Raw genomic sequence first — 12,449 nt, forward strand, 5'->3', positions numbered from 1 at the left:
ATCTAACGTCAACATGAAACGATCCTGTCACCAAAATGTCGGCAAGTGCGCGTCCAAACGATGCGTGGCACAATGGAGCGCAAACTATAGCATAAGAATTACGCACCTCTAAATTGACGCGGTTTAATTGCTCTCGGTAAAGGGATGATCGAGACGCCGGTATCGGCCTGCCTGCCCTACCCCGACTCGGCTGTTTACGTTGACCTGTAGTAACATCACGACAAACCTCCTGTATTTAAATCCTTACCTCCCAACCGATACAAGACGCCGACCGCTGATGTTTCTACTCGATACCAATGTCGTCTTGGAATTGCGTAAAATCGGTAGTGGCCAGGCGGATCAGCATGTAACCGACTGGGCGCGTGAGACCGATGCCAGTACCCTGTATCTGTCCTGTATCAGCCTGCAAGAGCTGGAAACAGACATCCTGCGGGTCGAGCGGCGTGACCGCTGGCACGGCGCGATGCTGCGCGAATGGTTTGAACATCGCGTGCTGTCTACCTTTGCCGAACGCATGCTGCCGATTGATATCGCCGTGGCCCGACGCTGCGCCGAACTTCATGTCCCCGAGCCGCGCCCCATCCGAGAGGCTCTGATCAGTGCCACAGCTCTGGTGCATGGTCTGACAGTCGTGACCCGCAATACGGCGGATTTTGCTCCCACAAAGGTGGCACTGCTCAACCCCTGGTTGGCGCGCTCTTGAATCCTCGATCAACAGCGGCCATTGTCTGCCTTTGTTTGCAGCGGCTGTTGCAGCCGCCGCCCAATGCTTCAATTGCTATAGGAACAGGATGCTGATGGCTGACTCACCCTATGTCGTAACAGTCACCACCGAAACCTTTCAATCGGTGGTGATTGATGGTTCCCACCAGCGACCGGTGCTGGTGGATTTCTGGGCCGACTGGTGCGCGCCCTGCCGCCAACTGATGCCCATGCTTGCCAAACTGGCCAATGATTATGCGGGCCAGTTTCTGCTGGCCAAGGTTGATACCGAGGCCGAGCAGGCGCTGGCCATGCAGTTTGGTATCCGCAGCCTGCCCACGGTGCAGTTATTCAAGGATGGGCGCGCGGTTGATCAGTTCATGGGTGCCCTACCCGAGAGCCAGGTGCGGGAATTTCTCCAACGCTATATCTCCAATGAAGCCGATCAGTGTCTGGCAGCGGCGCGCACGCATCTGGCGCAGCAAGATTTTGCCGCCGCTGAGGCTCAGATCGCACAAGCCGAACAGCTCAACGCCAGCCCGCAGGCGCTTTTCATTGCTCGGGCCGAGTTGCTGGCGGCGCGCGGTGAGCTGGACGCCTTGGAGAGCGAACTTGAGCATACCCCCATCGAGCTAGTCGAGAGTCCGGAGGTCAAGGCGCTACACGCGCGCCTGCTGTTTAATCGCGCGCTAGCCACGGCTCCCGAGCTGGCTCAGCTCGAAACCCGGATTGCCGAAAATCCGGCCGACAGCGAGGCCCGTTATCAACTCGCGGCCCGATTGTTCTTGGCTGGGCAGCCCGAGTCGGCTTTCGATCACCTGCTCACCTTAATGCAAAAAGACCGCGCATTCGGCGACGATGCCGCCCGTAAAGCCATTCTGATGGGATTCGAGCTGTTGGATCCCGAGCATCCGCTGGTCACCCAGACCCGCGCCCGGCTGTCGCGGCTGCTCTACTGAGTATTGCCGTAGCGAATGAACTCGCTCAGCCCGGCCTCGCAGCCGAGCGCATGTTGCCAGCGCAACACCGGCAGTCTGGCGTCACAAAGTGCCACCCCGGCAATTGCCAGCAAATGCTCGCCAGCAAACAGCATGGGCACATAGGGTCGCAGCCAGGCTGGCACCCCGACCTGCTGAAACAGCGCCTTGAGCGTGCGACTTGGCGCACCGGGCCGCACCCGGCAGCGCAGACCGCTGACTGCGAAGCGCACCTGCAGCTGCGGTGCACAGTCAACAGCCAGACGGCCTGCCAAACGCCCCAGGACCTCGGAGATCTCGGGGGAAGCTGGCACACTAAGTTCGCCCAGGCGCTCCCCTAGCACTAGGGGCTGGCGGAGATCCCACCGCAGCGCCGTTCCGGCTGCTGGCTGTGCCGGCAACGGCGGTAGCGCAAACAGCTGATCGCGATACCGGCGCACCTCGCACCCCGACCAGGCCACCAATCCCTGCGCTCCGGCGCGCGCCTGGAGCAGGCTGTGACAGATGGCCTCCAAGCGCCGCTGGCTGGGCATGCGAAACCCGCCCTGCGCCAGCCAGTGGCGCAGTACCGCGTGCTGCTGCTCCGGCGACAGTGACTGCAAGGCCTGGATCGACAGACTGCCCGCCGCCGTTGCGCGCGCTTGCGTCAGCCAGTCGGCGCTGGCACGGTCGAGTAGTTGCTGCGCCTCGGCGCAATGCGCTGCTGAGCGTGCCAGGGTGGCCGAGGCCGCTGGCCAGCGCGCGCGCAGCAGCGGCAGGATGCGATGGCGCAGATGATTGCGATCAAAGCGAGTGTCCTGATTGCTGGGGTCTTCAATCCAGCTCAATCGCTGGGCGCTGGCGTAGGCAGCAATCCAGGCACCGGGACACTCCAGCCAGGGCCGCACTGCCTGACCCGCGCCCAGCGCCCGCGCGCGCGGCATAGCGGCCAGACCCGCCACACCGGCACCGCGCAGCAGCGCGAGCAACAGCGTCTCGGCCTGGTCATCCTGATGTTGCGCCAGCCAGAGCTGCTCTCCAGGCGCCAGCAGCGTCTCCCACAGCGTCCAGCGCGCTAGACGTGCGGCTTCTTCCAGGCTCTGTCCGCGCGCGGGTGCGACTTGCACCCGTTGCACCTTCAGCGGCACATGCAGCATCGCGCACTGCTGGCGACAGTGCTCAGCCCAATCGCCTGAATGTGGATGCAAACCATGATCGATATGAACGGCGCTCAGCGCCAGATGCCGCAGCGCTGGCAGCGTGGCGGCGGCGTGCAGCAGCGCATGGGAATCGCGCCCGCCGCTGTAGGCGATCCACAGGCGGCTGTGGGGACGGTCAGGTGTCGTGGGGGAAGGCGCCTGCCGGCTCAGGTTCTGCCGCAGCGCCTCAAGCTTTGAAGCGTCCGTACCCGCGCAGCCGTTCATAGCGCAGCGCCTGAAGCTGGGCGGCATCAAGGGTGTCGAGTTCATCCAGCGCCGCGATCAAGGTGGCCTTGAGGGTGGCCACCATGGCTTCCATGTCGCGATGCGCACCGCCGAGCGGCTCAGGCACCACGCCGTCGATCATGGCCAGCTCGTTGAGTTTATCCGAGGTGATGGCCATCGCATCAGCGGCCAGCTGGGCCTTCTCGGCACTTTTCCACAGAATGGAAGCACAGCCCTCGGGGGAGATGACCGAATAGGTGCTGAATTGCAGCATCAGCAGGCGGTCAGCCACGCCAATGGCCAGGGCGCCGCCAGAGCCGCCCTCCCCAGTCACAGTCGCGACAATGGGCACTGCCAGTCCGGCCATGACCTGCAGATTGCGCGCAATGGCCTCGCTCTGCCCGCGCTCCTCGGCCCCCACGCCCGGATAGGCGCCCGGAGTGTCGATGAAGGTGAGAATCGGCAGCCCGAACCGCTCGGCCATCTGCATCAGACGCAGTGCCTTGCGATAGCCTTCCGGTCGCGGCATGCCAAAGTTGCGGTAAATTTTCTCCTTGGTGTCGCGCCCCTTCTGATGCCCGATCAGCATCACCGGACGCCCATCCAGCCGCGCCAGGCCGCCAACAATGGCGCTGTCATCGGCAAAGGCGCGGTCCCCATGCAGTTCTTCAAAATCCTCGAAAATGCGCTGGGCATAGTCGAGAAAATAGGGCCGCAATGGATGCCGCGACAGCTGCGAGATCTGCCAGGGCGTCAGCGAGGAGAAAATCTGTTTGGTCAGCTCCCGGCTCTTGGTCTCAAGGTGCGCGATCTCTTCGGCGATATTGATTTCATTATCGTCGCCGACATGGCGCAACTCGTCGATTTTCGCGGCAAGTTCCGCGACCGGCTGCTCGAATTCAAGAAAATTTAGGTCCATAGCGCGATTCTACCCGAAACAATCCCCGCTCGGACAGCCCCGTCTTTTTGTCAGCCTGCCGGGGTCGGGTTAGTATGCGGCGAATAACTTTTCAGATCACATCTGTGACAAAGGATCGCCAAGGTGATTGTGCCAGAACATCTAACCACGCCCGAGTCGGCCATCGGCCCGGAGCGCGATATCGAACTCTTCACCACCCTGCTTGGTGAAGTGCTGCGTGAACATAGCCGCAAACGGGTGCTAGTGATCGTCGAGCGCCTGCGCGACGAGTTCCTGGCACTGCGCAGCGCCGATGACCCCAGCCTGCGCGACAAGCTAATGAAGCGCATCGACGGGCTCGACCCGCAAACGCTCTCCGAGGTCATCCGTGCCTATACCATTTACTTTAGCCTGTTGAACACCGCCGAGGAGGTCAACAGCTACCTGCAACGCCGCTCCCTGGTCAGTGCTGGCGGGCGGCTGTGGTCGGGCTCTTTCGATCACAGTCTGCGCCAACTCGCCGAGGACGGCATCAGCGCCGGTCAGTTTCAGAGCCTGCTGGAGCATCTGGCTTATATTCCGGTTTTTACCGCGCATCCCACCGAGGCCAAGCGACGCACCACCCTGGAAATCCAGCGGCGCATTTTCCTGTTCACCCTCGACCTGCACCGGCAGAAGCTCAATCAGGAGGAGCAACAGGATCTGCTCGGACAGATTCTCAACGAAATCCAGATCCTGTGGAAAACCGACGAAGTGCGGGTACACAAACCCAAGGTCACGGATGAAGTACGCCAGGGGTTGTACTTTTTCCGCGAATCCCTGTTTGGCGTTGTGCCCCTGATCTATCGCAACCTCGAACGCGCGGCGCGCCGGGTCTATGGCACCGATACCCCGGTGCGGGTGCCGAGCTTCATGCGCTTTGGCTCCTGGATTGGCGGCGACCGCGACGGCAATCCCTTCGTGCGCCCTGAAACCACCGAGCTGGCGGTGCGCATGCACAGCGAGCTGCTACTGAGCGAATACATCAGCCGGGTAACCGATCTCAGCCGCCGGTTGAGCCACTCCAGCGCACTCAGCCAGCCCTCGCCCGCCTTCCTTGACAGTCTGGATGATGACGAGGACTACTGGCTCGATACCATGAGCCAAAGCCAGCGCCGCTATGTGCATGAACCCTATCGGCGCAAGCTGGTCATCATGGAACACCGTCTGCAAGCTGATCTGGCCCGGGTGCGCGCCCGCTTGCATGGTGAAGACGTTGATTTACCGGAAGGCTACTGCGATGCCCGCGCCTTTCTGGCCGACTTGCAGCTCATTCGCTACTCTCTGATCAGTCAGGGCGATGCCAACGCCGCCGAGGGCGAGCTGAAGGATCTGATTCGTCTGGTCGAAACCTTCGGCTTCCATCTGATGCAGCTCGACATCCGCCAGGAATCCACCCGCCATACGCAGGCGGTGATTGAGCTGTTTGCACGCCAGCCCGGCGCTCCGCTGTATGAAGCCTTCAGCGAAGAGCAGAAGTTGGTCGCCTTGGGCGAAGCCATCGCCCATCCACATCCCTTTGTGATCGACAAGAGCACCCTGACGGCCGAGACGCGCGAAACCCTTGATGTGTTTGAAGTCATCGCCCGCATGCGCGCCGAGATCAGCCCCGAAGCTTTCGGTGCCTATGTGATCTCCATGACCCATGACGCCAGTCACGTCATGGAAGTCATGCTGCTGGCGCGCCTGGCCGGATTGGCCGGAAAAACACGGGCCGGCTGGTTCTGTGATCTGCTGATTGCGCCACTGTTTGAGACCATTGATGACCTGGAACGCATCGACCGGGTCATGGGCACGCTCTTTGATGACCCCACCTATGCCGCCCTGCTCAAGGCCTCCGGCAACCTGCAAGAGGTGATGCTCGGCTACTCGGACTCCTGCAAGGACGGAGGCATTCTGTCCTCGGCCTGGAAGCTCTATGAGGCGCAGGAAAAGATCATCGCTCTGGCCGATGATCGCGGCATCATGTGTCGCCTGTTCCACGGGCGCGGCGGTACCATCGGCCGCGGCGGCGGCCCGACGCACGAGGCTATTCTGGCCCAACCAGCCGATACCGTGCACGGACAGATCAAGTTCACCGAACAGGGCGAGGTGCTGTCCTATCGCTACGCCAATCCGGAAACCGCGCTCTACGAGCTGACCGTTGGCATCACCGGGCTAATCAAGGCCAGTCGCTGCCTGGTCGAACCCATCCCCGAGGTGCGCAAGGATTTCCTCGGCATCATGGCCGAGATCACCACCCAGGGCGAAACCGCCTACCGCGATCTGGTTGGTGGGGCGCCCGGCTTTCTGGATTATTTCTACGAGATCACCCCGCTGGATGCCATTGCCCTGCTGAACATCGGCTCACGCCCCTCGCACCGCAAGAAGGCCGACCGCTCGCTCAGCTCGATTCGCGCCATTCCCTGGGTGTTCGGCTGGGCACAATCACGCCACACCCTACCGGCCTGGTACGGCATCGGCGCGGCCATTGAGCACTGGCGCGGCAACGATCTGGAGCGCCTGGCCAAGTTGCAGAAGATGTATCAGGAATGGCCCTTCTTCCGCGCCATGCTCAGCAACACCCAAATGTCGCTGTTTAAGGCCGAGATGCGCATCGCCCATGAGTACCTGCGTCTGGCCCAGGATCAGACAACCGCCGAGGGCATTTTCAGCCGCATCCAGGAGGAATATCAGCGCACCCTGACCCAAGTGCTGAACATCTCCGGGCTGCATGAACTGATGGAAGAAACCCCAGACTTGCAAATTTCCCTATGGCGACGCAACGCCTACCTCGACCCACTCAACCACGTCCAGATCACCCTGCTGGAACGCTACCGGGGCGAGAAGACGCAGGAAGAACGCGAGCAATGGCTCGATCCCCTGCTGCGCTCCATCAACGCCATTGCTGCTGGGATGCGCAACACTGGGTAGCCCTCGCAACAGCAGCATCAATGCTAGTAAATCAGTAATCAATACTTAGGAGACTTCGTTATGGCTGGCTTTGGCGACTTACTCGGCTCCATGTTACAAAACAACATTCCCCAATCCGGTCAGGCACGGCTGGGCAACGCGCTGCAAGACTTGCAGGCCCATTTCGGCGCTCAGGGTGGTGGCAGCGGCAGTCTCGGCGGCATACTCGGTAACCTCCTGGAAGGCGCCAATACCGCGCTGAATCAAGCCTCACACAATCCGCTGCAAACCGGCGGCCTGGGCGCGATGCTCGGCTCGGTCTTTGGCGGTGGCGGAGATTCCATCAAGGGCGCGCTCGGCGGCGGCGCCCTGGCGATGCTCGCTGGCGTGGCCTTCAAGGCGCTGACCAACAGTGCCGCTTCCAGTCAGGGCGCAGCCCTGGCAGCAGCCCCCGCTGAAGCCGCCGCCCTGCCACTCGGTCTGCGCGAGCCAAGCTCCGAGACTGAGCAACAAGCGCTGAACGATACCACCCGCCTGGTCATCAAAGGCATGATCAGTATCGCCAAGGCCGATGGCGAGGTGAGTCCGGATGAAATCCAGCAGATTCTCGGCAGGCTCCAGAGCACCAACATGGACAACCAAACCCAAGCCTGGCTGATGAGCGAATTAGCCCAGCCCTTGGATCTGGAAGCCTTTGTCGCTGAGATCCCCAATCAGGAAGTCGCCGCGCAGGTGTATGCCGCGTCCCTGCTGGCCGTCGAAATCGACACGGATGAAGAACGCAACTACCTGCGCCAATTCGCCGCACAATCCGGACTCAACCCCGAGGTTGTCGCCCAGATTCACCAGTCAATGGGAATTGCGCTTTAAGCCCAAGACCCTTCGCAGCCTTGCCTCCTGCCGGCGACAACAAAGAACGGGAATATAAACCGTCGGAAACATGAACGGTGCCAGAGGCATCAGGAATGCCACCCAGCGTCTGTGGTTGGGTTACTCTCAGCTGCACCGCAGAAATAATTGGCGATTTGTGCCGAGGATTGCAGCCATGCCGAATCAACCGAGCAACCCAATAATGGAGTCGGGTCTTTTCATCGCAACGGATGAAGCCGCTGGCCGCCTGTGCATCCACATGCCTAAGGAACTCTCGGTGGTGGAGGCGGTGCCCTTTCGCAACGCTTTCCGCTCGGTGTGTGAGGTGCCGGACCCGCCACGCGAGCTGGTGCTGGATTTTGGCAAGACGCGCTTTCTCGACAGCAGCGGGATCGGCGCGCTCTCTGGCTGCATGAAGATCGCCAAGGCGCGGGATGTCGATCTGGCACTGGCCTCAGTCGGGCCGGAGGTGCGTGCGGTGCTGACGCTGACCGGGCTGGACCGGGTGCTGCGTATCCTGACGGATGATGCATCGGCTGATGCGCCAACCGGCGCCCAGGCGGCGTCGGTGCGTCCGTCAACAGCTGCTGATCTTCCGGTCACCCATGCTTCGATGCGCTCCAAGACCAAGCGCGTGCTCGATGTCATTGGTGCGCTGGTGGGGCTGGGCATCACCGGCGTCCTGTTCGTTCCCATCGCCATTGCAATCAAGCGCGAGAGTCCGGGGCCGGTGCTCTTCGGCCAGACGCGCTGCGGTTGGATGGGCCGGCGCTTTACCCTGTATAAGTTCCGCTCCATGGTTGCGGATGCCGAGGCGCGCAAGAGCGAAGTGAAGAACGAAGCCGAGGGCGCGATTTTCAAGGCCAAGGATGATCCGCGCATCACCCGGATCGGGCGGTTGCTGCGTCGCACCAGCCTGGATGAGTTGCCGCAGTTCTGGAACGTGCTGCAAGGCTCGATGAGCCTGGTCGGCACTCGCCCACCCACCCCGGATGAAATCGACCAATACGACGTGCCGGAATGGCGCCGGCTGGACGTGAAGCCAGGGATTACCGGCGAGTGGCAGGTCAATGGGCGCTCATCCATCAAGAGTTTCGAGGATATTATTCGCCTTGATCTGCGTTATCAGCGCAACTGGAGCCTGTGGTACGACATCCGTCTGCTGTTCAAAACCGTGGCCGTGGTGTTCAGCAAAGACAGCGGGGCCATGTGATGACGACAGATTCGCCCGCTGTGCCAGCCATTCTGTTTCTGACGCCGGAATTGCCCTATCCGCCGCATAGCGGCGGGCGCATCAAGAGCTGGAAGCTGATCGAGTGCTTCGGCAGCCGCTATCGCCTCGGTGTCGCCTGCGCGCTCAAGGGGGAGGATGAGCAGCATCTGGCGGCCTTTCGCGCGCGCGCCCGGCTGGCTGATCTGGTTGCCGAGCCGGTGAAGATGCCACGCTCGCTCAAGGCTCTGCTGCGCAGTTACCTCAAGCGCATCCCGCTCAATGTGCTGCGTACCCGTTCCGACACCCTGGCGCGCAAAATCGCCGCGCTGGCGCCGCACTATGACCTGATCTTCTGCGATCACTATGAGGTGTTTCAGTACGTGCCGGATGACTTCACCGGGCCGGTTATTCTGCACGAGCACAATGCCTATTTCCTGATGTGGCAGCGCTATGCCGAGTCCGGCGGCCATCCGCTGATGCGCTTGGCCAGTTATCTGGAATCGATGCGAGTGCGTCGCTATGAGTTGGCCGCCTGCGCGCGCGCCGATCTGATCTTCGCCTCGCCAAACGACATCGACAGCCTGGTCGCTGCGGGTACCGAGCGCGCCAAGTGCCGGGTAACCTATCACCTTGGCGATGAGACAACCCTGAATCGCCCGCCGCTCGATTATGACCAAACCGAGCTGGTGCTGCTCTATGTCGGCACCCTGACCTGGGAGGCCAATGTCGATGGGCTGCTGTGGTTTCTGGCCGAGGTCTGGCCGGGGCTGGTGGCCAAGCATCAGGGCGTGCGGCTGCGCATCGCCGGCAAAAATCCCGATGTCCGTTTGCAACAAGCCGCTGCCGCGCATCCCGGTGTCGAACTGCTCGGCTTCGTCGAGGATTTGGAGCCTCTATTTCAGCGCAGCCGGGTGTTCGTCGCGCCGCTGCGCTTTGGGGCCGGCATCAAGGTCAAAGTGCTGAGCGGCATGGGGCGCGGCCTGCCGACGGTGACCACCTCGGTTGGCAGCGAAGGGCTGGCGGTTGAGAACGGCGTGCAGGCGGCCATCGCTGACCAGGCGCCCGAGACCATTACCGCCATCGACCGACTCTTGACCGATCGCGCCCATTGGGAGGCCATGGCCAACGCCGCGCGCGAACTGATCACGGAGCATTATACCTGGGATCGGGTGCTCGGCGATATGCAGCGTGAAATCGACGCTCTGTTACAGCGATGACCGTTGCGGCGATGACCGATACCGGCCGCCCGAGCATGAACCCGCGTGTCTACATTATTTTGGTCAACTGGAACGGCTGGCGCGACAGTATCGAGTGCCTGGAGTCCGTGCTGCGGCTGGATTACGACAACTTTCGCGTGCTGCTGTGCGATAACGCCTCGACTGACGGCTCCCTGGATCAGATCGCCGCCTGGGCCACCGGCAAGGCCGCCGATGCCGCGCCGGGCGATGCGCCGCTCGCGCATCTAAGCACCCCGCCGTTGCCAAAACCACTCGCCTTCGCGCGCCTCGACCGCGCTGCCGCCGAGCGCGGTGAGCTGTCCGGCGATCCGCCGCTGGTGCTGATCGATACCGGCGCCAATCTAGGCTTTGCCGGCGGCAACAATGTTGGGTTGCGTCATGCCCTCGCGCGTGGCGATGCCGATTATGTCTGGCTGCTGAACAACGACACCGTCGTCGATCCCGACTGCCTCGGCGCCATGCTCCGCCGCTTGCAACAGGCCGATCAGCCAGCGCTGTGCGGCTCGCGCATCCTGTTCTATGAGAACCCCGGCGTGGTGCAAGCGCTCGGTGGCGGACGCTTCAACCGCTGGACTGCCATTTGCTCGCAGTCGCTTGGGCGCTTTCTGCCGGCGGAGCAGCCGATCGACCCCGCCGACTATGAGCGGCAGATGACTTATATCGTCGGCTGCTCCTGGCTGTTGCCCAAGGCGTTCCTGGACGAGGTCGGGCTGATGGATGAGCGTTATTTTCTCTACTATGAAGAAGTCGACTGGGTGCTGGCGGCCAAAGGGCGCTATGCGCTCTGCTACGCCGACGAGGCCCGCGTTTATCACAAGGAAGGCCGCAGCATCGGCTCACCCACCGGCGAGCGTCCGTCATCCACGCTGTCGGATTTTTACATCTTTCGCAACAAGCTCTGGATCACCGCCAAGCATTTCCCGCTGGGCTTGCCGACGGTGTATCTGTTCTCGCTGGTGCAGGCCATGCGCCGGGCACGGCGGGGACAGTGGGATAAGTGCTGGCTGATTCTGGCGGTTCTGCTGGGCAAGCGGCGTTTTGAGCGCTGAGGCTTTAGCCCTGAGTCCCAGCTCTTCGTAGTAACCCGCAGTCAGAGCGATGGCAAAAGCGGCCGTTGTCAGTCCCTGCATGTAGGCAAGTCCTGGATTCAAAATTAAATTCAGCGCCAGAGCGGTCATCATCATCAGGATTGACCAGATGGCTGGGTTATGGGTGCCACGCTGCTTGCGATAGGCCCAGTTGACCCGCAGCAGGCGCAGCAGAACCAGAAAGAGAAAATACACATAGAGGGCAACACCCACAAATCCCCATTTGAATGCGGTGCCAATGATGCCAAGATCAGTGGGGAAGAACTTGTAGCCGAAGATGTCCTGATAGGTTTTGCTGTAGCCGCTCGATTGGCCATAGCCAAACACCGGCAACTCCATGATAGTTTTCCAGGCCAGAATATAGGATTTGGCGCGCACTTCGGCGCCCTCGGCGTGCATGAAGGAGTCAATCAAAAAGCCACTAAGGCCGATCAGCAGCATCAGACCGATGGGCAGCACCAGAATCAACAGATTCATGCGATTCGCGCGACTCAGAAACAGCGGATAGATCATTATGGACAGGGCCACGGTGGCCATCTGCGAGCGCGCCATGATCAAGGACCACACATAGCCCACCATTCCCAGCACCAGCAGCCAGCCAAGCTTTTCCAGCGCGCGGCTGTGTTGCACCAGGCGAATCAGAGCGAAGCAGGTCAGAATAATGAGCGCAAAGGTGGGCGGTTTGAGCCGATAGCCGCGCCATTCATCATAGGTGACCAAATAGGACATGTAGCCGGTCGAAAAATAGGCAGCTTCCAGATCGACGCGGTGATAGCTGAGAATATAGTTAAGAATGATGACAATCAGGCTGATGACGAACAGCTTTTCCAGCTGTGCCAGCGACAAACCGAGGCGATAGAGAAAATACAGCGTCGGGGCCAGGAAGATGATCATGAACTCGCGCGAGGCGAACAGGCTCGGCATGAGGCCCACGCCGGCATTGAGCGCGAAGGTGAGTGACGAGCTGAACATGATGTAACCAACCAACGCCGGCGCGGACCAAAACCACCAGTTCCAGCGGATGCCACGGTCGGTGAGCGCGGTGTAGAGGGCGCCATAGAAAAACAGCGCAAAGGTCAGCGCCAGGCCCAGCTCCTGGAAGCGGTTGTTAAGAAAATACTTCCCGCCC

9 protein-coding genes are annotated in these 12,449 nt (G+C 61.3%); 7 read left to right on the plus strand and 2 right to left on the minus strand.

The features are described from left to right. Positions 1–277: 277 nt before the first annotated feature. Positions 278–703: a type II toxin-antitoxin system VapC family toxin gene (locus tag CKO36_RS11820; protein ID WP_200284267.1), complete on the plus strand. Its 426-nt coding sequence runs from the start codon at positions 278–280 to the stop codon at positions 701–703. Between the two features lie 94 nt (positions 704–797). Continuing rightward, positions 798–1,661, plus strand: a complete 864-nt coding sequence (gene trxA, locus CKO36_RS11825) for a thioredoxin (RefSeq protein ID WP_200284268.1) — start codon at positions 798–800, stop codon at positions 1,659–1,661. On the opposite strand, the gene tilS is transcribed toward trxA, so the two are convergent. Next, the gene (gene tilS, locus CKO36_RS11830) at positions 1,655–3,082 is read right to left on the minus strand and encodes a tRNA lysidine(34) synthetase TilS (protein ID WP_200284269.1); all 1,428 of its coding nucleotides are present in this window, start codon (positions 3,080–3,082) and stop codon (positions 1,655–1,657) included. The genes trxA and tilS overlap by 7 nt on opposite strands. After that, positions 3,045–4,001, minus strand: a complete 957-nt coding sequence (locus CKO36_RS11835; protein ID WP_200284270.1) for an acetyl-CoA carboxylase carboxyltransferase subunit alpha — start codon at positions 3,999–4,001, stop codon at positions 3,045–3,047. Before CKO36_RS11835 ends, tilS begins: the two co-directional genes overlap by 38 nt. Before the next feature lie 123 nt (positions 4,002–4,124). On the opposite strand from CKO36_RS11835, the gene ppc reads away from it, so the two are divergent. The 5 genes from ppc to CKO36_RS11860 all read left to right on the plus strand — a co-directional run bounded on the left by ppc (position 4,125) and on the right by CKO36_RS11860 (position 11,281). Further along, complete coding sequence (ppc, locus tag CKO36_RS11840) at positions 4,125–6,932, plus strand: phosphoenolpyruvate carboxylase (RefSeq protein ID WP_200284271.1); 2,808 nt, start codon at positions 4,125–4,127, stop codon at positions 6,930–6,932. Positions 6,933–6,992: 60 nt separating this feature from the next. Further along, on the plus strand, positions 6,993–7,781 hold the full coding sequence (locus CKO36_RS11845) for a tellurite resistance TerB family protein (RefSeq protein WP_200284272.1): 789 nt from the start codon (positions 6,993–6,995) through the stop codon (positions 7,779–7,781). Between the two features lie 175 nt (positions 7,782–7,956). Beyond that, positions 7,957–8,994, plus strand: a complete 1,038-nt coding sequence (locus CKO36_RS11850) for a sugar transferase (protein WP_242469563.1) — start codon at positions 7,957–7,959, stop codon at positions 8,992–8,994. Further along, on the plus strand, positions 8,994–10,211 hold the full coding sequence (locus CKO36_RS11855) for a glycosyltransferase family 4 protein (protein WP_200284273.1): 1,218 nt from the start codon (positions 8,994–8,996) through the stop codon (positions 10,209–10,211). Before CKO36_RS11850 ends, CKO36_RS11855 begins: the two co-directional genes overlap by 1 nt. An 11-nt stretch (positions 10,212–10,222) precedes the next feature. Continuing rightward, positions 10,223–11,281, plus strand: a complete 1,059-nt coding sequence (locus CKO36_RS11860; RefSeq protein ID WP_200284274.1) for a glycosyltransferase family 2 protein — start codon at positions 10,223–10,225, stop codon at positions 11,279–11,281. Positions 11,282–12,449 lie beyond the last annotated feature (1,168 nt).

This window comes from Rhabdochromatium marinum, from assembly GCF_016583795.1.
Lineage (GTDB): Bacteria > Pseudomonadota > Gammaproteobacteria > Chromatiales > Chromatiaceae > Rhabdochromatium > Rhabdochromatium marinum.

Bases quoted from the DNA above. Each gene is read 5' to 3' on its own strand.
- trxA (WP_200284268.1), top strand. From the start codon at position 798: ATGGCTGACTCACCCTATGTCGTAACAGTCACCACCGAAACCTTTCAA.
- CKO36_RS11845 (WP_200284272.1), top strand. From the start codon at position 6,993: ATGGCTGGCTTTGGCGACTTACTCGGCTCCATGTTACAAAACAACATT.
- CKO36_RS11820 (WP_200284267.1), top strand. From the start codon at position 278: ATGTTTCTACTCGATACCAATGTCGTCTTGGAATTGCGTAAAATCGGT.
- CKO36_RS11850 (WP_242469563.1), top strand. From the start codon at position 7,957: ATGCCGAATCAACCGAGCAACCCAATAATGGAGTCGGGTCTTTTCATC.
- CKO36_RS11860 (WP_200284274.1), top strand. From the start codon at position 10,223: ATGACCGATACCGGCCGCCCGAGCATGAACCCGCGTGTCTACATTATT.
- CKO36_RS11855 (WP_200284273.1), top strand. From the start codon at position 8,994: ATGACGACAGATTCGCCCGCTGTGCCAGCCATTCTGTTTCTGACGCCG.
- tilS (WP_200284269.1), bottom strand. From the start codon at position 3,082: ATGAACGGCTGCGCGGGTACGGACGCTTCAAAGCTTGAGGCGCTGCGG.
- CKO36_RS11835 (WP_200284270.1), bottom strand. From the start codon at position 4,001: ATGGACCTAAATTTTCTTGAATTCGAGCAGCCGGTCGCGGAACTTGCC.